This is a genomic window from Faecalibacterium sp. 7, assembly GCF_049562865.1.
Lineage (GTDB): Bacteria > Bacillota > Clostridia > Oscillospirales > Ruminococcaceae > Faecalibacterium > Faecalibacterium wellingii.
Window position 1 is genome coordinate 1,184,342 of the sequence record NZ_CP186911.1, and the last position, 20,389, is coordinate 1,204,730.

The 20,389-nt window shown below is 58.4% G+C and carries 17 protein-coding genes and 4 tRNA genes; 11 read left to right on the forward strand and 10 right to left on the reverse strand.

Translation table 11 applies throughout. From position 1 onward, the window contains the following. Positions 1 to 147: 147 nt before the first annotated feature. Positions 148 to 223, forward strand: a tRNA-Thr gene (locus ACKXF7_RS05835). 143 nt (positions 224 to 366) lie between these two features. Here ACKXF7_RS05835 and ACKXF7_RS05840 read toward each other — a convergent pair. The 5 genes from ACKXF7_RS05840 to ACKXF7_RS05860 all read right to left on the reverse strand — a co-directional run bounded on the left by ACKXF7_RS05840 (position 367) and on the right by ACKXF7_RS05860 (position 2,846). Next, positions 367 to 1,584, reverse strand: a complete 1,218-nt coding sequence (locus ACKXF7_RS05840) for an iron-containing alcohol dehydrogenase (protein WP_423742384.1) — start codon at positions 1,582 to 1,584, stop codon at positions 367 to 369. A gap of 215 nt (positions 1,585 to 1,799) precedes the next feature. Next, positions 1,800 to 1,875, reverse strand: a tRNA-Thr gene (locus ACKXF7_RS05845). A gap of 3 nt (positions 1,876 to 1,878) precedes the next feature. Further along, positions 1,879 to 1,955, reverse strand: a tRNA-Asp gene (locus ACKXF7_RS05850). Between the two features lie 286 nt (positions 1,956 to 2,241). After that, positions 2,242 to 2,317, reverse strand: a tRNA-Trp gene (locus ACKXF7_RS05855). A 70-nt stretch (positions 2,318 to 2,387) separates the two neighbouring features. Further along, on the reverse strand, positions 2,388 to 2,846 hold the full coding sequence (locus tag ACKXF7_RS05860) for an RrF2 family transcriptional regulator (RefSeq protein ID WP_339394990.1): 459 nt from the start codon (positions 2,844 to 2,846) through the stop codon (positions 2,388 to 2,390). A 129-nt stretch (positions 2,847 to 2,975) separates the two neighbouring features. Here ACKXF7_RS05860 and ACKXF7_RS05865 point away from each other — a divergent pair, with 129 nt between their 5' ends. The 9 genes from ACKXF7_RS05865 to ACKXF7_RS05905 all read left to right on the forward strand — a co-directional run bounded on the left by ACKXF7_RS05865 (position 2,976) and on the right by ACKXF7_RS05905 (position 9,996). Next, on the forward strand, positions 2,976 to 3,299 hold the full coding sequence (locus ACKXF7_RS05865; RefSeq protein ID WP_423742385.1) for a rhodanese-like domain-containing protein: 324 nt from the start codon (positions 2,976 to 2,978) through the stop codon (positions 3,297 to 3,299). A 280-nt stretch (positions 3,300 to 3,579) separates the two neighbouring features. Further along, positions 3,580 to 4,020 carry a hypothetical protein gene (locus ACKXF7_RS05870; protein WP_249237448.1) on the forward strand — a complete coding sequence of 147 codons (441 nt, stop codon included), beginning with the start codon at positions 3,580 to 3,582 and terminating at the stop codon, positions 4,018 to 4,020. 133 nt (positions 4,021 to 4,153) lie between these two features. Continuing rightward, complete coding sequence (locus ACKXF7_RS05875; protein WP_005937861.1) at positions 4,154 to 5,371, forward strand: cysteine desulfurase family protein; 1,218 nt, start codon at positions 4,154 to 4,156, stop codon at positions 5,369 to 5,371. A gap of 2 nt (positions 5,372 to 5,373) precedes the next feature. Next, positions 5,374 to 5,817, forward strand: a complete 444-nt coding sequence (gene nifU / locus ACKXF7_RS05880) for a Fe-S cluster assembly scaffold protein NifU (protein WP_005937858.1) — start codon at positions 5,374 to 5,376, stop codon at positions 5,815 to 5,817. A 343-nt stretch (positions 5,818 to 6,160) separates the two neighbouring features. Next, complete coding sequence (locus ACKXF7_RS05885; RefSeq protein ID WP_423742386.1) at positions 6,161 to 6,736, forward strand: Sec-independent protein translocase subunit TatA/TatB; 576 nt, start codon at positions 6,161 to 6,163, stop codon at positions 6,734 to 6,736. A 91-nt stretch (positions 6,737 to 6,827) separates the two neighbouring features. After that, positions 6,828 to 7,031, forward strand: coding sequence for a twin-arginine translocase TatA/TatE family subunit (tatA, locus tag ACKXF7_RS05890; protein WP_423742387.1), 204 nt, complete (start codon positions 6,828 to 6,830; stop codon positions 7,029 to 7,031). 2 nt (positions 7,032 to 7,033) lie between these two features. Further along, positions 7,034 to 7,840 carry a twin-arginine translocase subunit TatC gene (gene tatC / locus ACKXF7_RS05895; RefSeq protein ID WP_423742388.1) on the forward strand — a complete coding sequence of 269 codons (807 nt, stop codon included), beginning with the start codon at positions 7,034 to 7,036 and terminating at the stop codon, positions 7,838 to 7,840. Positions 7,841 to 7,919: 79 nt separating this feature from the next. After that, the gene (locus tag ACKXF7_RS05900) at positions 7,920 to 8,222 is read left to right on the forward strand and encodes a hypothetical protein (RefSeq protein WP_423742389.1); all 303 of its coding nucleotides are present in this window, start codon (positions 7,920 to 7,922) and stop codon (positions 8,220 to 8,222) included. Between the two features lie 4 nt (positions 8,223 to 8,226). Then, the gene (locus ACKXF7_RS05905; RefSeq protein ID WP_423742390.1) at positions 8,227 to 9,996 is read left to right on the forward strand and encodes a glycoside hydrolase family 2 protein; all 1,770 of its coding nucleotides are present in this window, start codon (positions 8,227 to 8,229) and stop codon (positions 9,994 to 9,996) included. 130 nt (positions 9,997 to 10,126) lie between these two features. On the opposite strand, the gene ACKXF7_RS05910 is transcribed toward ACKXF7_RS05905, so the two are convergent. The 5 genes from ACKXF7_RS05910 to ACKXF7_RS05930 all read right to left on the reverse strand — a co-directional run bounded on the left by ACKXF7_RS05910 (position 10,127) and on the right by ACKXF7_RS05930 (position 17,079). After that, positions 10,127 to 11,245 (reverse strand): foldase, encoded by a 1,119-nt coding sequence (locus tag ACKXF7_RS05910; protein ID WP_423742391.1) that lies wholly within the window; start codon positions 11,243 to 11,245, stop codon positions 10,127 to 10,129. Between the two features lie 190 nt (positions 11,246 to 11,435). After that, positions 11,436 to 11,978, reverse strand: coding sequence for a TRCF domain-containing protein (locus ACKXF7_RS05915; protein WP_423742392.1), 543 nt, complete (start codon positions 11,976 to 11,978; stop codon positions 11,436 to 11,438). Continuing rightward, on the reverse strand, positions 11,957 to 14,920 hold the full coding sequence (gene mfd, locus ACKXF7_RS05920) for a transcription-repair coupling factor (protein ID WP_423742393.1): 2,964 nt from the start codon (positions 14,918 to 14,920) through the stop codon (positions 11,957 to 11,959). The genes ACKXF7_RS05915 and mfd overlap by 22 nt, the downstream gene beginning before the upstream one ends. A gap of 423 nt (positions 14,921 to 15,343) precedes the next feature. After that, on the reverse strand, positions 15,344 to 15,922 hold the full coding sequence (gene pth, locus ACKXF7_RS05925; protein WP_418265036.1) for an aminoacyl-tRNA hydrolase: 579 nt from the start codon (positions 15,920 to 15,922) through the stop codon (positions 15,344 to 15,346). Positions 15,923 to 16,320: 398 nt separating this feature from the next. Continuing rightward, the gene (locus ACKXF7_RS05930) at positions 16,321 to 17,079 is read right to left on the reverse strand and encodes a UDP-N-acetylglucosamine diphosphorylase (protein WP_249237440.1); all 759 of its coding nucleotides are present in this window, start codon (positions 17,077 to 17,079) and stop codon (positions 16,321 to 16,323) included. 423 nt (positions 17,080 to 17,502) lie between these two features. Between ACKXF7_RS05930 and ppdK the strand changes: the two genes are divergently transcribed. Then, positions 17,503 to 20,169, forward strand: coding sequence for a pyruvate, phosphate dikinase (gene ppdK, locus ACKXF7_RS05935; protein ID WP_423742395.1), 2,667 nt, complete (start codon positions 17,503 to 17,505; stop codon positions 20,167 to 20,169). Positions 20,170 to 20,389: the final 220 nt, after the last annotated feature.

The window sequence follows — 20,389 nt, forward strand, 5'->3', positions numbered from 1 at the left end:
GTTTTGAACATGCAAACCGCCCGGCCGTGGAAAACGGCCGGGCGGTTTTTGCGTAAAAACCGACTTTTTGCAAAAGATGCAAACTATTTTGCAAAAAACACTTGCAAAACGGCAAAAGCTGTGGTATTATAATTGAGCTGTGATTGTGCTGCTATAGCTCAGTTGGTAGAGCGCATCCTTGGTAAGGATGAGGTCTCCAGTTCGAATCTGGATAGCAGCTCCAGCTCAGACGCCTCGAAGCGGAAACGCTTCGGGGCGTTTTTGTTGTATAAAAGCAGGCCGGACAAAACAAAAACCGGCTGTCGGCTCGCAGAAGCGCGAGACCGGCAGCCGGAATGGGAGGCTTATGCAGTTAGGCGGTCAGGCTCAGAAATCCACCTCGGTGTCATAGTAGCAGCACTTGAGCAGCTTTTCCATCTCTTCCTGACTGGGCTGGCGGGGGTTGGAGCCGGTGCAGGCATCGGCAATGGCGTTCTTTGCAATCTCGGGCAGGCGCTGCAGGAACACGTCCTCCGGCACAAAGCCCTGCTCGGCGGGGTAGGAGTCCGGGCCGTAGTGCTGGATGCAGTGGGGGATGTTCAGCGCGTCGTTCATGCCGCGCAGGTACTCGATGAGCAGCGTTACCTTCTCGTCATCGTTGGCGCCGCCCAGCTTCATCTCGTCTGCAATGACGCCGTAGCGCTTTTTGGCTTCGGGGTCCTTGGCGTTGAACGCGATGACCTTGGGCAGATACATGGCGTTAGCGGCACCATGGATGATGTGTGCGCCGTAGTCCGCAAAGGCGGCGCCGGTCTTGTGGGCCATGGAGTGCACGATGCCCAGCAGTGCGTTGGAGAAGGCCATGCCGGCCAGACACTGGGCGTTGTGCATGGAGTCACGCTTGGACATGTCGCCGTTGTAGCTGTCCACCAGATCGCCCTGGATCATGCGGATGGCAAAGATGGCCAGCGGGTCGGTGTAGTCGCAGTGTGCGGTGGAAACATAGGCCTCGATGGCGTGGGTCATGGCGTCCATGCCGGTGTGGGCCACCAGCTTTTTGGGCATGGTCTCGGCCAGATCCGGGTCTACGATGGCCACGTCGGGCGTGATCTCAAAGTCCGCGATGGGGTACTTGATGCCCTTCTGGTAATCGGTGATGATGGAGAAAGCCGTCACCTCAGTAGCGGTGCCGGAAGTGGAGGAAATGGCGCAGAAGTGGGCCTTGCGGCGCAGCGGCGGGATGCCGAACACCTTGCACATCTCTTCAAAGGTGATCTCGGGATACTCGTACTTGATCCACATGGCCTTGGCGGCATCGATGGGAGAGCCGCCGCCCATGGCGATGATCCAGTCCGGCTCAAATTTCAGCATGGCCTCAGCACCGCGCATGACAGTCTCCACCGAGGGATCGGGTTCAATGCCTTCAAACAGTTCTACTTCCATGCCCGCTTCCTTCAGGTAGGAGACCGCACGATCCAGAAAGCCGAACCGCTTCATGGAGCCGCCGCCCACGCAGACGATGGCCTTTTTGCCGGTAAAAGTCTTCAGGGCTTCCAAAGCGCCCTTGCCGTGGTAAAGATCACGGGGCAGGGTAAAACGAGCCATAGTAGTTACCTCCAAAAGTTCCAATACTCTCTATGCGGCCAGACTGCCGCCAAATGCATTATGTTAATTGTATAACAACTGGACGGTGACATCAATTGACGGCAGCGGAAGAAAGTTTCCGCTGCTTTTGGGCAGAGTAGACAACCAGATGGATGCAACAAAGGACCGTAAACAAAAAACACCCCGAAATCCTAAGACTTCGAGGTGTCTGCGCATGGAGCTGCTATCCAGATTCGAACTGGAGACCTCATCCTTACCAAGGATGCGCTCTACCAACTGAGCTATAGCAGCAAATGGCGACCCGGATCGGGCTCGAACCGACGACCCCCAGCGTGACAGGCTGGTGCTCTAACCAACTGAGCTACCGGGCCATGATCGCTCAAGTTTCGTGCGGTGCTTACCGCCGGAACGTGCTTTATTATATCGAAAAACCGCCTGCTTGTCAAGCGTGAATTTCAAAAAATTGCAAAAAAGCTAAAAACATGCTGGTTTCCTCTCCAGCCCCTTCCCGTGAAAAAGTGTTCCGGAACACGAACATAAAAATGATATTTCCGCTGAAAATGGCCAGAGCGAATGCGGAGGCCATTCTAAATGGTTCGGCCCTGCCGCAGGCGTACAAAAACAAACCGCACAGGCTCCGAAGAACCTGTGCGGTTATGGCAGGGGTAGTAAGTTTCGAACTCACGGCACGCGGTTTTGGAGACCGCTGCTCTACCAGCTGAGCTATACCCCTATAGGCATTCGCTGAATGCTTAGTTATTATAGCCGATGCAAAGGCGAATGTCAAGCATTTCTTTCAAGATTCAGGCATTTTTCGTGCCGCAGCTGCAGCAGCCCTCTTTTTTGTCTGCGGTGGGCAGCTGACGGGCAAGCTGCTCCAGCGTTACACTGTCGATATATTGGTTGATGACCTCGTCAAGGCCGGTCCAGAACGGCAGGGTGAAGCACTGCTCCCACATGGGGCACTCGTTGGTCTCGCTGCCAAGGCAGGGAATGGGGGCCACACTGCCCTCGATGGCGCGCAGGATCTCACCGGCGGTGTAGGCGGCAGGGGCTTTGGTCAGGCGGTAGCCGCCCTGACTGCCGCGCTCGCTCTTGACAAGGCCTGCCCGGGCCAGCGGTGTGACGATCTGCTCCAAATATTTCAGGCTCAGGTTCTGCCGCTCACTGATCTCCTTCAGGCTGACGGTGGTGCCCGGCGCATAGCGCGCCAGCTCGGCCATCAGGCGCAGGGCGTAACGGCTTTTGGTCGAAAATTTCATGGCGATCCTCTCCTTATTGCTTCCTATAGTATAGCACGTTGCTCGGATTTTGCAAAGGTATCCTCTTGTGCAAACAAAAAAGGTCTGCTATCATAGGATGGATAAGAGGATAACATAAGGAGTGAGAGTATGACTGAGAAGATCACTGCTGCCGACGCCATCCGTCTGCTGGATGCACATGAGGCAACCGCCGTGGACGTCCGGGAGCCGGACGAATTTGCTGTGGGCCACATTCCGGGGGCAAAGCTACTGCCGCTGAGTCAGGTGCTGAGCCGTGCCGCCGAGGTGCTGCCGGATAAGGATGCCCTGTGGCTCATCTACTGCCGCACCGGCCGCCGCAGCGCCGATGCCGTGCAGAAGCTGGAATCACTGGGCTACACCAATCTGCGGGATCTGGGCGGCATCCTGAGCTGGCCCTACGAGATCGAGGGAGATTTTGAGGGACATTTTTAAAACCCTCTCAGTCTCGCTGTGCTCGCCAGCTCCCCCGAAAGGGGGAGCTTAATACGCGCTGACCGGAAGAAGGCAAAAAGCTCCCCCTTCGGGGGAGCTGGCAAAGCCGTCAGGCTTTGACTGAGAGGGCTTGCTGCCGTTTTCCTCCACGCCCTACCCGTGAAAACGGGATAGCGGAACGCCCGCAGACGTTCCGCTATTCCAGATCGTCCCGCGAAAAGCCGCCGTGTACTTTATATAAAAAGCAAACGATCCTACCAGAAAGAAAGGAAACCACGCCATGTCGTTCCATGCAAAAGACTTTGCCGGCAGCCACTGCGGCTGCCGCTATCAGCAGGATTACCGCCCCACCCTTGGCCGGGACGGCAAAAAGGAATCCGGTACGCTGGAGGTCATCAAGTTCTACTATGATGGTGCTATCCGGTTCGAGCAACACTGCTACGGCGAAGCGGCTACCTTCGTGTTCGGCGTATGGGCGTCCGGCATGGACGAGGACGGCACCCTGCACTGGGTGCTGCCCGACCGCCGCAAGAGCTACTACGATGAGGCGTATCTGCCCAAAAAGCTGGACCGCGTGGACGAACAGGGAAATCTGTACTTCGACGGCGGCGTTTTTCCGTGGAAGCTGGCAGACGATTTTGCCGAAGATAAGCGCTGGGGCTACCCCAAGTGGAAGGTGTTACTGGGAAAACTGACCGGAAAGGGCAAAAAAGGTGACTGAATCACGAAAATCCAGTATTCATATTGACATACTAGGGAATGATATGGTATAACTTATCCGTTGAAAGGATTCCGCATCTGCACAGGGCATTCAAGGCTCCTGCAGACGCGTTCAATAAGAAAGGATCATTCCTATGGAAAACATGGAAAAAGTGGTTTATCTGGATAATGCTGCCACCACTCCCTGTGCTCCCGAGGCACTGGAAATGATGGTCAAAGCCCTGAGCGGTGCCTGCGGCAACCCCAGCAGCCATTACAGTGTGGGCTATGAGGCCAAGGAATTCGTGGACACCGGCCGTGCGCAGGTGGCAAAGGCCATCAATGCAAGTCCGGCTGAGCTCTTCTTTACCAGCTGCGGCTCCGAGGCCGACAACTGGGCCGTAAAGGGCACTGCCTTCACCAAGGCACGCCAGAACAAAAAGCACCTCATCACCAGCGCTTTTGAGCATCATGCCATCATGCACAGCATGGCTGCACTGGAGCGCATGGGCTTTGAAGTGACCTATATCAAGCCCACTGCCGAGGGCTACATCCGTCCCGAGGACGTGGAAGCTGCCATCCGTCCCGATACCGCGCTGGTCAGCATCATGATGGCCAACAACGAGATCGGCACCATCCAGCCCATCAAGGAGATCGCCGAGGTCGCTCACAAGCACGGTGTCTGGATGCACACCGACGCAGTGCAGGCTGTGGGTGCCATCCCCGTGGATGTGAAGGAACTGGGCGTGGATATGCTGTCCATGAGCGCCCACAAGTTCAATGGCCCCAAGGGCATGGGTGCACTGTACTGCCGTAAGGGCGTATGGCCCCAGAACCTGATCGATGGCGGCAGTCAGGAGGCCCGCCACCGTGCAGGTACCGAGAACGTGGCCGGCATTGCTGCCATGGGCAAGGCACTGGAGATCGCCACGGCGCATCTGGATGAGCGCATGGCCCACGAGAGCGAGCTGCGCGATTATGTCATCGACCGCGTCCTCAAGAACATCCCGGAAGCCCGCCTGAACGGCGGCCGCAGCCCCCGTCTGCCCAACAATGTGAACATCAGCTTCCCGGGTCTGGAGGGCGAGACCATCCTGCTGGATCTGGATATGCACGGCATCTGCGCCTCCACCGGCTCTGCCTGCAACTCCGACAGTCTGGACCCCAGCCACGTCCTGCTGAGCATCGGCGTGCCTGAGGAGATCGGCCACGGCTCCATGCGGTTCACCTTTGGCCCGCAGAACACTATGGAAGAAGCAAAATATCTGTGCGACGTGCTGGAGGAGGTCATTCCCCGCCGCCGTGCTATGAGTTGTATGTGGCTGCAGGGCCAGAACACGGCCCGCCAGTTCAGCCTGAAGGGAGAACAGTAATTATGGCAAGCATGTATAGCGCAAAGGTCATGGAGCATTTTGCAAATCCGCACAACGTGGGTGAGATCCCCGACGCAAACGGCGTGGGCGAAGTGGGCAACCCCAAGTGCGGCGACATCATGCGCATGTACCTGAAGATCGAGAACAACGTGATCGTGGATGTCAAGTTCCTCACCTTCGGCTGCGGTGCCGCCATCGCCACCAGCAGCATGGCCACCGACCTCATCAAGGGCAAGACCATCGACGAGGCCCTCAAGCTGACCAACAAGGCCGTTGTGGAAGCTCTGGAAGGTCTGCCTCCCATCAAGGTGCACTGCTCTGTTCTGGCCGAGCAGGCCGTCAAGGCTGCTCTGTCCGACTACTACCGCCGTCAGGGCATCGATCCGGAACCCATCGTGGGTAAGCTGGAAGAGGACTGCGATCACTGCGAGAGCTGCGGCCACTGATCCCCGCAAAGGACACTTCAGAGGACACCGTTTTGTGCGGTGTCCTCTTTTTTGCAAAAGACTGCACTGTTGTATCCTATCCGCTTTGTAATAAACTGACTATAAAATATCATAAGTTTATAAAAATACCCTGTTCACTTACTCGTTCATGAAAAGTTCATATATTGTTCAGAATGAGTTCACCACTTTTCGGTATAAGTAGGGCAACACAGGCGCAAAGAGCGCCGAACTCCCACGGAAGCGGACGAAGAACAGGGCAAAGAATGGTTCGCGGCACCCACTGCAAAGCGGATGCGTCGGCTCCGGAAAACGTCCCGCCGCACAGGAAAGGAAACGAGTTAGTATGAAAATTGGTTTTTGGGAACTTGTCGTCATCGTGATCGTGGCGTTCGTGTTCATCGGCCCGGATCAGCTGCCCGTCTACGCAAAGAAGATCGGCAAGATGCTGCGTGAACTGAAAAAGTACACCGGCGCTGCTTCTGAGGAGATCCAGAAGAACGTTGTGGAGCCGCTGAATGAGATCCAGGCTCCCCTGAAGGAAGCCGTTGCTCCGCTGACCGATATCAAGAAGGATATCGACAACAGCGTCAAGGACGTGACCAAGAGCTTTACCGGTATCGGCAAGACCAGCAAGGAGGAAGCTGCCAAGGCAGAAGCTGCTGAGGAAGTGACCGAGCTGACTGAGGAGCCGGTGGAAGAACTGGAAGAGGACGCTGCACCTGCCGCCAAGGCCGAGGAGAACGCTCCCGCTGAGGAGACCGCTGCACCTGCCGAAAAGGCCGAAGAACCCACTGCCCCGGTTGAAAAGGCCGAGCCTGCAGCAGAAGCGGCTCCCGCACAGGAAGCTGCCGAGGCTGCTCCTGCGGCCGAGCCGGTGGAGGAAGACCCTCGTCAGAATGATGTTCTGCCGAAGGACTGATTACTTACTGGATGCATCCGCGCCCGCGGTTGCCTGATACATGCAATAAGCCCGCCACGCGGCGCGGCAAAGTAAAAAGGAGATTTTTATTATGCGTATTGGTACTAACGAACTGCTGATCATCCTGGTCGTCGCTCTGCTGATCTTTGGACCCAAGAACCTGCCGAAGCTGGGCAAGATGTTTGGCAAGACCATCAACGGCTTCAAGAAGGGCATGGAGGACGAGGAAAGCTCCGATAATTCCGAGGAGAAGACCGAGAAGCAGGTTTCCAAGAAGGACGAAGACGAGGAGTAATTGTGGCTACGAACGTTAAGCGCAAAAAGAAAAAAGCCGAAGTCATGGCAGAGGACGGCAGCATGACGCTGACCGGCCATCTGAAAGAACTGCGGAACAGGCTGATCATCTGCGCGGTGGTGTTCGTGGTGGGTGTTGTGGTCTCGCTGGCATACGCCGACCGTCTGATCGATCTGCTCACTGCCATGGGCCGCGACTATTACGAGTTTGTTTCCATTGCCCCGCAGGAAAAGCTGATGCAGTATTTCCGCGTCTCCATTCTGGCAGGCGTGGTGGTCACTGTGCCGGTGGCGTTCTACCACATCTATGCATTTGCAAAGCCGGGCCTGAAACGGAGCGAGAGCACCTTCTTCAAGCTGGTCATGCTGCTGGGCCTTATCCTGTTCTGCGTGGGCGTGCTGTTCGCCTACAAGCTCATGATGCCCTTCATGCTGCGTTTCCTCAGCACCGGCATCGAGGGTGCAGAGTACATCCAGACCACCACCAGTATCGAGAGCTATGTCAACCTCTGTCTGACCATGTTCATCATTTTTGGCTGCGTGTTTGAGATGCCTCTGATCACCATCATCCTGTCCAAGATGGGCATTATCAACCCACAGCTGCTCAAGCAGGTGCGCGGCGTTGCCATCGTGATCATCTTCTTCATTGCAGCTGTTGTCACCCCGCCGGATATCGTGTCTCAGTGCATGGTGGCCGGCCCCATGGTGCTGCTGTACTTCATCAGCATCTTCCTGAGCGGCATCTTCTATAAGCCGAAAAAGGACGATGATGACGAAGATGACGAGGATGAGGACGAGGACGAAGAGTAAGCTCTGACTTCTGGTTTTCTGTTTTATCATTGCGAAAGCAAGGGCTGCTGCGCCATTTGGTGCAGCAGCCTTTTTGTATGTGGAAAATGTTTTCGGTGCAGAGCGTAATCGCGTGGGAGCGGGTTTGCGTTTAATGCTTGCATTATCTGCGGCGCGGCAGCCGCAGGTTGACAGCAGCAATATGCCGTTTACTGCCACGACCCCTCCCCGTGAAAAAGCAAATCAGGAAAATCCGCAGATTTTCCTGATTTGCAAATATAAAAATAATTTTTCCGCTATTATAGCCAAAGCGAACGCGGCGGCAATTCCAAATCGTTGCTGCTCAGTCTATACAAGCCATCTGCCTTGTGCTAGAATGAAACCAACAAATCAAAGGCGGTGAAACCATGCACCCACTCCCGGAATATCCTCGCCCGGCCATGCGCCGGGACAGCTATGAGAACCTGAACGGCCTGTGGAAGTACGCCATTACCCAGACAGCTGAATACCCCGCTGCGTGGGACGGCAGCATTCTGGTGCCCTACTCGCCGGAAACAAAGGCCTCCGGCGTGGGCCGCACCCTGCAGCCCGGCCAGTGGCTGCACTACCACTGCACCTTTGCTCCCCCTCCGGGAGAAGGAGGTCGGGTGCTGCTGCACTTCGGCGCGGTGGACTATGCCTGTGCGGTGCAGGTGAACGGCCATCTGGTGGGCGGCCATCGGGGCGGCTACTGGCCCTTCACACTGGATGTCACCGCCCAGCTCAACGATACGGGCCGCAACAGCCTGTGGGTGGCCGTGCAGGACCCCACGGACAGCGGCACGCAGGCCCGGGGCAAGCAGACCCTGAAGCCCGGCGGCATGTTCTACCCGGCCCAGAGCGGCATCTGGCAGACGGTCTGGCTGGAGCGTGTGCCGGAAAACTACATCCAGTCGCTCACGGTCACGCCGGACTACGATGCCCGCACCGTGACCGTGAAAGCCCATACTTCCATGCCCGGCGGTGCGGTGAACCTGTGGGCCGTGGTGCGGGCCGGGGGCGTGACCATTGCCGAGGACTGGGGCAGCGACGAAGCGGACCGGGACGGCGAGGTGACGCTGAACATCCCGGAGGAACATTTCTTTCCGTGGAGCCCGGATACCCCGTTTTTGTATGACCTGACCGTGGGAACCACGCAGGGAGAGGAGGAACAGTTCGACACCGTGCACAGCTACTTTGCCCTGCGCAAGTGGAGCTGTGAGCCGGATGCGCGGGGTGTGCTGCGCTTCTGCCTGAACGGAAAGCCCATCCTGCTCAACGGCCTGCTGGATCAGGGCTACTGGCCGCAGGGCCTGTACACCCCGCCTTCGGATGCGGCGGTGGAGCGGGAGCTGAGCGAGGTGAAAGCGCTGGGCTTCAACCTGCTGCGCAAGCACGCAAAAATCGAGCCGGAGCGCTGGTATTACCACTGCGACAGGCTGGGCCTTGTGGTCTGGCAGGACATGGTGAACGGCGGCAGCGCCTACAAGCTGTGGTTCGTCACCTACCTGACCAATGTGCTGCAGCCGCTGCTGCGCTGCCTGCCCGATGCAAAACCCCTCTGGGGCCTGCTGAGCCGTGGAAAGGAAAGCAGCCGGGAAGAATACCGCCGGGAGCTGGAAGCCACGGTACAGGCGCTTTCCGGCCATCCCTGTGTCGGCTGCTGGGTGCCTTTCAACGAAGGCTGGGGCCAGTTTGACGCGGCCGGGGCAGTGCAGGCCATCCGCACGCTGGACGATACCCGCCTTGTGGACGAGGCCAGCGGCTGGTATGATCAGGGCGGCGGAGATGTGTGCTCCATCCACAACTATTTCTATCCGCTGCATGTAAAGCCCGGAAAGCGCACTGTGGCACTGAGTGAATACGGCGGCATTGCATGGCCTATGCCGGGGCACGAAGCACCGTGCAAAACCTACGGCTATGGTACAGCAAAGAGCCGCGCAGACCTGACGGCCCGCTGCAAAAAGCTGCAGTTGGGCACAGTGCTGCCCCAGCTGAAAAAAGGACTCTCGGCGCTGGTGTATACCCAGCTGACGGATGTGGAGGATGAGGTGAATGGGCTGTTCACCTATGACCGGGCCGAGATCAAGCCGGACGCGAACGCCGTCCGCTCGGTGAATGCTGCCCTTGCCGCAGAGTTCGCGAAAGTGACGCGGTGAAAGAAAAACGGTCTCGCCCAGCGATGACGGAGAGGGCGAGCACGCTAAACAATAAAAACCGCCTGCGGCTTTCCACGATGCTTTTGCAAACGGTGGAAAACCACAGGCGGCTCTTTTTTCATAGAGGCTTTCAGCTGTTGGTGCTGCTGTTCACGATCTTTTTGGCGGGCAGCTTGTTCATGGCGGAGCTGTTCAGGCTGTGGGCCAGCTCTGCGCCGCTGGAAGCCAGTGCATCGTCCAGCTCGCTGCCCTTCATATCGCTCAGGACCTGCTCCCGCAGATCATCCAGAGAGGATACGCTCAGCGGGTCCACACGCACCAGCAGGAGCAGGGTGTAGCCGTTGATCTGCACGGCAGCGGCTTCGCCGTAGGAAAGGCTGCGCAGAGCATCGGCAGCACCGTCCTGCGTAAAGGACGAAGCAACATCGCTTTCGGTCAGCAGCTCGGTCTGGACGCTGGCGCTGTCGTCGGAAGTTTCGCTGTCCAGCACAGCGTAGATGTCCGGCAGGGCATTCTGTGCGGCCTCATGCAGGGCACTCACCTGATCCGAGACCGTCTCGCCGCCTGCAGCGTTGACGCTGTCGGCAGCAGTCTGGGCCAGCTTGAGCATCTCGGCCTTCTGGTCATCGTTCGCAAAGGCATAGGTGCTGGTGTTGTACAGCGGGATGCTGATGTAGCAGATCTCGTACATGCTGTCGTCCAGATGGCTGGTCAGCTCGTCGTCCGCCACCGGAGTCTCGCCGTCCGGGCCGTAGACCATATCCAGCAGAGCGGTGTGCTCCACCTGCAGGCGCTCATAGGCCTTGATGGTCTCCAGACCGATGCCGTTGGCGGTGTAGGTGTCGCCGTACTGGTCCATCATCTGCTGGGCATAACGGTCGGCAGTGGCGATCTGCTCGTCGGTCAGCTCACCGCCCAGTGCCTTGAAGCGGGCATCCACAGCAGCCAGTGTTTCCAGCGTCTGCTGGGTCTGCTGGGCCACGTAGTCGCTGACCACGGCGGTCTCGCCGCTGTCAGAGTCAGTGGTGATCGTCTCCTTCAGAAAGGCTTTTACATCCGAGGCATCCTGATCGCTGCCGGCCAGCTGTGCCGCCTGCTGATAGGCTCCGTACTGGGCCAGCAGATACATGCCGGAGGTGATCTCAAAATCACCGATGCTGCCCACGGTATCCGGGGTGGAAATGGTGCAGCCTGCAAAGCTGAAGGTGAGTGCCAGCGCGCAGACCAGTGCAAGAAGTTTCTTTTTCATGGTTGTTGCTCCTGTTTTTAGAATTGAAAGAGACCCTCTCAGTCATCGCTGCGCGATGCCAGCTCCCCCGAAGGGGGGAGCTTTTTCACTGTGGAGGGGAAAGCGGGTGCGGTTCTCAGAAATTGCTTTTCAAATTCCTTTGAAGCTCCCCCTTCGGGGGAGCTGGCGCGTCAGCGCCTGAGAGGGTTCGTTATTTAGACGTTTTTGCTTTTTCTCCGCCATTCAGGATCTCCGCCATCGCCTTGAGGATGCTCTGCAGCAGCTCCAGCGGCTTTTCGTCGGGCTGAAGCGTGACCGAGAGGTAGGGCCGGTTGCCTGCACCGGCGGTGACGCGGCCGTTGAAGGCTACCAGCAGGCCCCGGATCATGGGCAGATCCAGACTTTCCAGCTGCAGGGTGAGGGTGTCCTTTTTCTGGGTCACTTCGGTCACGCCCACAGCGCTGGCCTGCACGCGCACCAGCGACACATTCACCAGATCGCTCACCGAGGGCGGCGGGTCGCCGTAGCGGTCGATGAGCTCGTCCAGCACATCGGCGGCGTCCTCTGCCGTCTGGATGGCGGCAATGCGCTTATAAGCTTCAATGCGGCCCGGGCCGTCTGCGATATATTTCTCCGGGATGAAGGCATCCACCCGCAGGTCCACAAGGCATTCGCTCTTGTCTCGCCGGACAGGTTCGCCCTTGGCCCGGGCGATGGCCTGCCCCAGCATCTTCACGTAGAGGTCGTAGCCCACGGCCTCCATGTGGCCGTGCTGGCTGTGGCCCAGAAGACTGCCTGCACCGCGAATTTGCAGATCCGCATGGCGATGCGGAAGCCGGAACCGAAGGCCGTGAACTCCCGGATAGCGGAGAGCCGCTTCTGGGCGATGTCGGTCAGGGTCTTGTCCCGCCGGAAGGTGAAGTAGGCATAGGCTTTGCGGCCGGAGCGGCCCACCCGGCCTCTGATCTGGTACAGCTGGGCAAGGCCCATGCGGTCGGCGTCCTCGATGATGAGGGTGTTGCAGTTGCGCACATCGATGCCGGTCTCAATGAGGGTGGTGCACACCAGAATATCGATCTCACCGTTCAGCAGATGCTGCCATACGGGGTTCAGCTTTTCCTCGGTCATCTTGCCGTGGGCAATGCCGATGCGTGCGCCGGGCACCAGCTTGCTCACATGGGCGGCGCAGGCTTCGATGTTGTCCACCCGGTTGTGCAGGTAGTACACCTGCCCGCCCCGGGCAAGCTCCTTCTTCATGGCCTCGGCAAGGATGACGTCGTTGTATTCCAGCACAAAGGTCTCCACGGGCTGCCGCTCGATGGGCGGCTGTTCGATGGTGGAAAGGTCCCGGATGCCGCTCATGGCCATGTTCAGGGTACGGGGAATGGGAGTGGCCGACAGGGTGAGCATGTCCACCCCGATGAAGTTCTCCTTGAGCTTTTCCTTGTGCTTGACGCCGAAGCGCTGCTCCTCATCGATGATGACAAGGCCGAGGTCATGGAACTTCACGTCCTTGGACAGCAGCCGGTGGGTGCCCACCACGATATCCACACTGCCCGACTGCAGGCCCCGGAGGGTCTCCTTCTGCTGTTTTGCGGTGCGGAAGCGGGACATCATCTCCACCTTCACCGGGAAGGCTTCCATGCGGGAAAGAATGGTGTTGTAGTGCTGCCATGCCAGCAGGGTGGTGGGGGCAAGGATGGCGCACTGCTTGCCGCCCATCACGCACTTGAAGGCGGCGCGCAGGGCCACTTCGGTCTTGCCCACGCCCACGTCGCCGCACAGCAGGCGGTCCATGGGATAACCCTTTTCCATGTCCTGCTTGATCTCGGCGGTGGCGTTCAGCTGGTCGTCGGTCTCGTCGTAGTCAAAGCGGGTCTCAAAGTCCCGCTGCCAGTCGCCGTCCGGCGGGAAAGCGTAACCCGTGGCCTGACGGCGGCGGGCGTAGAGCTCAATGAGCTCCTGCGCCATCTCCTCGGTGGCTTTTTTCACCTTGGCGCGGGTGCGCTGCCACTCGGCGCCGCCCAGCTTTGCCAGCTTTACCTTTTCCTCGTCGCCGGGGGCGGTGTAGCGGCTCAGCAGGTCCAGCTGGGTCACCGGTACGTACAGCACGTCCGAGCCGGAATACTGCACTTTGAGGTAATCTTTCGTGGCGCCCTGCACTTCCAACCGCTGGATGCCCGCATACATGCCGATGCCGTGGCTCTGGTGCACCACATAGTCCCCGGGCTTGATGTCCGAAAGGCTGGAAAGGGCATTCTTGTTCTTTTTGCGCTTTTTGGTCTCGGCGGCGGTCTCTTCCTCCAGACCGTGCCTGCGGCTGGACAGCACCGCCGCATGGGCAAAGGGAAAGGTGCACCCGGCGGTCAGGTGGCCCGGCAGCACCTGCACGATGCCTTTTGTGGGCCGCACATCCCGGCTCATGCTCACGGAGTAGCCCTTGTCGGCAAGGTCGCGGGTGAGGGCGGCGGCACCCTTGGGAGTACCGGAGAACAGGGTGACGGCATAGCCCTGCGCAATAAGGGGGTCCAGATCCTCCCGCAGGGAGGCAAGGTCGCCGTTCCAGTTGGGAGCGGCAAAGGCTTCGGCGTTGATGAGATCTTTCAGTTTGAACTCGTTCATGCCGCGCAGGAAGTTCTCGCACAGCAGGGTGCTCTGCTTCTGGGCGGAAGCGGCAAGGTCGTCCATGGTCTGGTAGAGCACATCCAGCCCGGGGCAGAGCACGCCCTCCTCCAGCAGGCCGGTCAGCTCCTCGCTGCGGCGGAACTCGGTGGCTTTCTGGGCGTCCCGGATGCCGCCCACCTCGTCCAGAATGAACAGTGGTGCGTCCAGATGATCCAGCAGGGTGGCCGGGTCCGGATAGCGCAGGCCGTAGTATTTATCCATGGCTTCCGGCATCAGGCCGGAGTCCAGCTGAGCAAGGTCGGCTTCCGTGGCCTTTTCCAGTGCGGTGCGGTGCCGGCCGCGCGCCTTTTTGATGGCGGCACGCAGGGCCTCGGCGGTCTCGGCTGTGTCGCCGAACAGCACCTCGCGGGCAGGGGAAAGATAAATTTTGTCCAGTGCGCTGTCCCGCCGCTGAGTGAGCAGGTCAAAGGAGGAAATGGAATCGATCTCATCGTCCCAGTATTCCACGCGGGCGGGCTGGCGCATATCCGGCGCATAGATATCCACGATATCGCCGCGCACGCTGAACTGTCCCGGGCCGTCTACCTGACTGCGCCGCACATACCCGGCGGCGAACAGCCGGGCCACAAGACCCTCGCGGTTGTACACCATGCCGGGTTTGAGGGTAAGAGTGTTCTTTAAAAATTCATCCCGGGGCACGGTGTACTGTAAAAGGGCTTCGGCGGGCACGCAGACCGCGTTCAGCCGCCCGCCTGCAAGGGAACCCAGCACCGAAAGGCGGCGGTACTCGTATTCGCGGCCCGCGCCCTCCACCGGGCGCAGCATAAAGTCCCGGGGCGGGAACACGGCGGCAGAAAGGCCCAACGCCTTGAGGTCGTCCGCAAAGTGGGTGGCCTCGGCCTCGCCGGGGGTCACGATGCAGAGCACCCGGCCAAGGTCTTTTTGCAGCGCGGCGTACAGCAGGGCACGGCCTGCGGGCGGCAGGCCGAACAGCGCGGCAGGGCCGGGCTTTGCAAAGCTGGCGGCGATCTTCTGGTATTCCGGTGTGGCCTTGAGCAAGGCTTCGTACATGGAAAAACCTCCTTTCCTGCTGGGATGACGATTTGAAATTGCCGCCGCAGACGGGTTGCGGCACCCAGCATCTGCTTCACGCCTTGAGCGGCGCTCGCATCTTGCTGGCCGCTGCCCCAACAACTCCTCCCTGTTTCCGCCACTGGCGGCGGTCGTCGCTGTTGCGCTTTGGCAATGGCAGAGGAATGATTATTTTTTATTTGCAGCAGAGAAAAGCCTGCGGGCTTTTCTCTGCTGCTTTTTCACGAGAGGGAGCGTGACCTCAAAATGCATCAAAGAACATAAATGCAGCTTGCCAGTGCTGCCCCACTCGGTGAAAATGTGTTTGGAGCGGCCCGCAGGCCGCGACAAACACAAATAATAAAAATAAAATTCCGCTGAAAATGCCCAGAGCGCAAGCGGAGGGCGTTTTAAATGGGGTTCTTACCCGTTATATTTGCTCTGGGCCAGACTCAGCTTGCCGTCCATGATGAGCTTTGCGGCGGCCTCAAGGTCGGGGTAGCGGTCTGCGATGGCTTTGGCGTCCTCCGGCGGGAACTTGCCCAGCACCCATGCGGCAAGGTCGTAGTCCGGGTGGGGCTTTGCGCCGATGCCGATGCGGATGCGGGGGAAGTTTTCCCCGCCCAGCCGGGCGATGATGCTCTTCAGGCCGTTGTGCCCGCCGGCAGAACCGGAGGGGCGGATGCGCAGCTTGCCGGGCGCCTGCGTGATATCATCGCACAGCACCAGCACATGGTCAGCAGGGATCTTGAAAAAGCCCGCCATGGGGGCGATGGAATCGCCGGAGAGGTTCATGTAGGTCAGGGGCTTCAGCAGCACCACCTTGTGGCCGTCCACCTCGCCCTGTCCCCACAGGCCCTGAAATTTGGTCTTGCCAACAGAGATGTTCCACTTGTCGGCCAGCGCGTCCAGCGCGGCAAAACCGGTGTTGTGGCGGGTGCCGTCATATTTTGCTTCGGGGTTGCCCAGCCCTGCAATGAGCCAGATATCGGTTTCATTCATGATATGATAATACCTTTTCCTGATAATAGTGTGATACAACATCTAAGTATAACATACGCGCGCGCAAAAAGATATACATTATAAGCAAAAACACGGAAAACAAAATTACAGCTTGACCCGGTGCAAAAGCCTTCACCCCTTGGGGACAGATTTCCCCCGCGCCGGGGGAAAATGTCGCGCAGCGACAAAAGAGGGAACAGGTGGCGCATAGCGCCGGATGAGGGATAATTATCCGTAAGCTGTTGCTTGCCTGCGCCCTCATCAGTCACCTGCGGTGACAGCTTCCCCCGACCGGGGGAAGCCTTCATTCGGAAAACTGATTTCTATAAAAAATGCCCCCGGGCCGTGCGGCCGGAGGGCAAAAGGGTTTGTTACAGCTTCAGCGTGAGGGCAGAGCGTTACTTGCTCTGCTCGTTTTCCAGCTTCTGCTTTTTGGCAATGTAGGCTTCCATCTTGGGTTCTGCCCAGCCCTCCAGATTGGTCTGGCGCTCCCGGGCGATGCCCAGTGCCTGTGCGGGCACATCCTTGGTGATGGTGCTGCCGGCGGCGGTGTAAGCACCGTCGCCCACCTTGACCGGGGCCACAAGGTTGGTGTTGCAGCCGATAAAGCAGTAATCGCCGATCTGGGTGCGGAACTTATCCTTGCCGTCGTAGTTACAGGTGACGGTGCCGCAGCCGAAGTTGCAGTACTTGCCCACGTCGCTGTCGCCGATGTAGGTCAGGTGGCTCACCGTGTTGCCCCGGGCGAAGTTGGAGTTCTTGGTCTCCACGTATGCACCCAGATGCACGCCGTAGTCGGTGACGGTGTTCACCCGCACATGGGTGAAGGGACCGATATTGTTGTGGGGGCCGATGTGGCTGCTGTACACCTGACTGGCGTTGACGGTGCTGCCCTCATCTACGATGCTGTCCTCGATGAGGGTGTTGGGGCCGATGATGCAGCCCGCACCGATGACCGTCCTGCCGCGCAGGATGGTACCGGCCAGAATGACGGCACCCGGGGCAATGACCACGTCCGGTGCGATCTGAACGGTGCGGCTGTCGATGACCACGCCGTTTGCGATATGCTGCAGCAGAATGACCTCACGGGCGGCTTCGGCGGCATCCAGCTGCTCACGCGCTGCGTTCAGTGCAGCAGAAGAAACAGAATTTTCCATACGATAGATCTCCCTTCCGGCACGGTGCTCTCCCGGCGGGCAGACCAGCTTTTTCTGCCCGGAGAAATGTTGCATCCATATCCAAAGATGGATACAACAGGAGATATGTGCCGACAAAAAAGAAAGTTTGAAATTTCAGGGATAGAAAGTTGTATCCAACAGACGGAGAATCCGCGTCAACAAACAAAAAACCTCTCGAACTTTCTCCCATTCTATACTACCTTAAAACTTGGCAAATTTCAAGGGATTTGCATAAAAAATAACAGACAAATTCGGGATTTTGCATGGTGGAAAGGAATGGATTTTCTGGTATAATAGTTTAGCATTCACAAACAATGTTCATCGGTCGAGTTTTTAAGACAAGGCAAACGATGAGACTGCGGTGCGGCTGTGCTGCAGTCACGAATGGGAGGTAAACAACGCATGAGCAAAAAGTATCTGTACTACTTCAGCGAAGGCAATGATGCTTTCGGCGGCGACAAAGTCACCATGAAGAATACTCTGGGCGGCAAGGGTGCTGGTCTGGCAGAAATGACCGCAGCCGGTATGCCGGTGCCGCAGGGTTTCACCATCACCACCGACGCCTGCACCCAGTATTATGCAGACGGCCGTCAGATCAATGACGAGATCACTGCTGATATCTTTGAGCACCTCAAGGGTCTGGAAGAAATCACCGGCAAGAAGTTCGGCGATAACCAGAACCCCCTGCTGGTCTCCGTCCGTTCCGGCGCACGTCAGTCCATGCCCGGCATGATGGACACCATCCTGAACCTGGGCCTGAACGACGAGGCTGTTGAAGGTCTGGCCAAGAAGACCGGCAACGCCCGTTTTGCATACGACTGCTACCGCCGCTTTGTGCAGATGTTCGCAGACGTCGTTATGATGGTCCCGAAGAGCCTGTTCGAGGTCGAGATCGACAAGATGAAGGAAGCCAAGGGCGTCAAGAACGACGTGGACCTGACTGCTGACGACCTGAAGGAACTGGTCGGCGTCTTCAAGAAGATCTACGAAGAGAACGAAGGCCGTCCCTTCCCGCAGGATCCCCGTGATCAGCTGATCGAGGCTGTCAAGGCCGTCTTCCGCAGCTGGGATAACCCCCGTGCAAATGTCTATCGTAAGATGAACGAGATCCCCTACGAGTGGGGCACCGCTGTCAACGTGCAGCAGATGGCCTTTGGCAACTCCGGCGACCGTTCCGGCACCGGCGTTGCATTCACCCGTGACCCCGCCACCGGCGCTAAGAAGCTGATGGGCGAGTACCTGATCAATGCACAGGGCGAGGACGTCGTCGCAGGCGTGCGCACTCCTTCTCCCATCAGCCACCTGAAGGATCAGATGCCTGAGGTGTACGATCAGTTCGTTGAGATCGCAACCCGTCTGGAGAACTACTTCCGCGATATGCAGGATATGGAGTTCACCATTGAGGACGGCCACCTGTACATGCTGCAGACCCGTAACGGCAAGCGTACCGCTCAGGCTGCTCTGCAGATCGCATGTGATCTGGTGGACGAGGGCATGATCACCGAGCAGGAAGCTGTCCTGCGCGTGGAGCCCAAGCAGCTGGATACCCTGCTGCATCCCCAGTTCGACGCCGCTGCCCTGAAGGCCGCCGAGGTCGTCGGCAAGGGTCTGGCAGCTTCTCCCGGTTCTGCCTGCGGCCAGATCGTCTTTACTGCTGAGGAAGCAGAGGAGATGGTCAAGTCCGGCAAGATGAAGAAGGTCGTTCTGGTGCGTCTGGAGACCAGCCCCGAGGATATCGTGGGCATGCAGGTCTCTCAGGGCATCCTGACCGTCCGCGGCGGCATGACCAGCCACGCAGCCGTTGTTGCCCGTGGTATGGGCACCTGCTGTGTTTCCGGCTGCGGCAACGATAACGAGGTCAAGATCGACGAGGAAGCAAAGACCTTCGAGATCAATGGTCACAAGTTCGTCGAGGGCGATTGGATCTCCATCGATGGTTCTACCGGTAACATCTACGGCGAGCAGGTCGCTACCGTGGCCGCTACCGGCAATAAGAACTTCAACCGCTTCATGGGCTGGGCAGACGCTGCTCGTCAGCTGCTGGTCATGACCAACGCCGACAACCCGCGCGACGCACAGCAGGCAGTGGATCTGGGTGCTGAGGGCATCGGCCTGTGCCGTACCGAGCACATGTTCTTCGCAGAGGATCGCATCAAGGCTGTCCGTGAGATGATCTGCGCACGTACCGTGGAAGAGCGCGAAGCTGCTCTGGCCAAGGTCGAGCCGTTCCAGCAGGGTGACTTCGAGGCGATGTACCGCATCATGGGTGAGCGCCCGATGACCATTCGTTATCTGGACCCGCCTCTGCACGAGTTCCTGCCCACCAAGGACGAGGACATCAAGGAGCTGGCTGCCGATATGGGCATGACCTTCGATGACCTGAAGAACGTGGTTACTTCTCTGCACGAGTTCAACCCCATGATGGGTCACCGTGGCTGCCGTCTGGCTGTTACCTACCCCGAGATCGCTGCTATGCAGACTCGTGCTGTGATCAAGGCTGCTCTGAACGTCTCTGCTGAGACCGGTCATGTGATCACCCCGCACATCATGATCCCGCTGGTCGGCGAGGTCAAGGAGCTGAAGTTCGTCAAGGACGTTGTTGTCAAGGTCGCAGATGAGCTGATCGCTGCTGCTGGCGTTGACATGAAGTATCAGGTCGGTACCATGATCGAGATCCCCCGTGCAGCCCTGACTGCCGGCGAGATCGCCAAGGAAGCTGAGTTCTTCAGCTTCGGCACCAACGACCTGACCCAGATGACCTTCGGCTTCAGCCGTGATGATGCCGCCAAGTTCTTGGGCGCATACTACGAGAACAAGATCTACGAGAGCGATCCGTTCCAGCATCTGGATCAGATCGGCGTTGGCAAGCTGGTCAAGATGGCTGCCCACGACGGCCGCGAGACCCGTCCCGATCTGGGTCTGGGCATCTGCGGCGAGCACGGCGGCGACCCCACGAGCGTGGAGTTCTGCCACAATGTCGGTCTGGACTACGTCAGCTGCTCTCCCTTCCGTGTGCCTATCGCACGTCTGGCTGCCGCTCAGGCTGCGATCAAGAACCCCCGCAAGTAATTGCGTGAGCGCTTGAAAAAGCACAAATAAAGCAAATGAACCGCCCCGGTTTCCGAAGCAGGAAGCCGGGGCGGTTTTTTGCACAAAGAAGAAAGCTCTTTTTCGGAACTTTGATGAATTTGAGCGGTGCCGTTGACAGCAGAAAGGCAGAGGCGTATCTTTGAAACGGAAATCAGAGTATGGCAGGATGAAAATGCCGACCGGATGAGAATGGAACGGA

Coding starts and splice junctions, on each gene's coding strand:
- ACKXF7_RS05840 (WP_423742384.1), bottom strand. CDS start 1,584: ATGGCTCGTTTTACCCTGCCCCGTGATCTTTACCACGGCAAGGGCGCT.
- ACKXF7_RS05860 (WP_339394990.1), bottom strand. CDS start 2,846: ATGAAATTTTCGACCAAAAGCCGTTACGCCCTGCGCCTGATGGCCGAG.
- ACKXF7_RS05865 (WP_423742385.1), top strand. CDS start 2,976: ATGACTGAGAAGATCACTGCTGCCGACGCCATCCGTCTGCTGGATGCA.
- ACKXF7_RS05870 (WP_249237448.1), top strand. CDS start 3,580: ATGTCGTTCCATGCAAAAGACTTTGCCGGCAGCCACTGCGGCTGCCGC.
- ACKXF7_RS05875 (WP_005937861.1), top strand. CDS start 4,154: ATGGAAAACATGGAAAAAGTGGTTTATCTGGATAATGCTGCCACCACT.
- nifU (WP_005937858.1), top strand. CDS start 5,374: ATGGCAAGCATGTATAGCGCAAAGGTCATGGAGCATTTTGCAAATCCG.
- ACKXF7_RS05885 (WP_423742386.1), top strand. CDS start 6,161: ATGAAAATTGGTTTTTGGGAACTTGTCGTCATCGTGATCGTGGCGTTC.
- tatA (WP_423742387.1), top strand. CDS start 6,828: ATGCGTATTGGTACTAACGAACTGCTGATCATCCTGGTCGTCGCTCTG.
- ACKXF7_RS05905 (WP_423742390.1), top strand. CDS start 8,227: ATGCACCCACTCCCGGAATATCCTCGCCCGGCCATGCGCCGGGACAGC.
- ACKXF7_RS05910 (WP_423742391.1), bottom strand. CDS start 11,245: ATGAAAAAGAAACTTCTTGCACTGGTCTGCGCGCTGGCACTCACCTTC.
- mfd (WP_423742393.1), bottom strand. CDS start 14,920: ATGTACGAAGCCTTGCTCAAGGCCACACCGGAATACCAGAAGATCGCC.
- pth (WP_418265036.1), bottom strand. CDS start 15,922: ATGAATGAAACCGATATCTGGCTCATTGCAGGGCTGGGCAACCCCGAA.
- ACKXF7_RS05930 (WP_249237440.1), bottom strand. CDS start 17,079: ATGGAAAATTCTGTTTCTTCTGCTGCACTGAACGCAGCGCGTGAGCAG.
- ppdK (WP_423742395.1), top strand. CDS start 17,503: ATGAGCAAAAAGTATCTGTACTACTTCAGCGAAGGCAATGATGCTTTC.